The organism is Gluconobacter sp. P1D12_c, assembly GCF_018812105.1.
In the GTDB taxonomy this organism is placed as follows: domain Bacteria; phylum Pseudomonadota; class Alphaproteobacteria; order Acetobacterales; family Acetobacteraceae; genus Gluconobacter; species Gluconobacter oxydans_A.
The window spans coordinates 1-391 of the sequence record NZ_JACSIQ010000708.1 but is presented as its reverse complement, the minus strand read 5'-3'; the positions used below and the strand labels follow the sequence as shown (position 1 = coordinate 391).

At 55.4% G+C, this 391-nt stretch carries 1 protein-coding gene; it reads right to left on the bottom strand.

Going from position 1 to position 391, the window contains the following annotated elements:
- Window positions 1–391: transposase (locus KP705_RS18840; RefSeq protein ID WP_215765411.1), on the bottom strand; the 391-nt coding region annotated here is incomplete at both ends.

Genomic DNA, 391 nt, shown 5'->3' with positions numbered 1-391 from the left:
GTCCATCGYGCATGACGATCCTTATGCGACATCTTTGCGGGCTTGTCCTGCCAGTCTTCTGGAATACGTCCTGCCCGGAGATCCGCTTTCTCAGCCTTCGTATTGCGCTGCTTTGGAGCAGCCACCAGTGTTGCATCCAGGATCTGGCCGGACATCGGGAGATAACCGGCGTTCCGCAGGGTCGCGTCAAATCGGTCAAACAGCCTTTCAATGGCACCCGCCTGTGTCAAACGCTCACGAAACAGCCAGACCGTTTTGGCATCCGGCACGCGGTCCGACAGCCCCAATCCCAGAAAGCGCATGAACGACAGGCGGTCGTTGATCAGATACTCTGTCCGTTCATCAGACAAAGTGTTCAACGTCTGGATGACCAGAATTTTGAACATCAGCA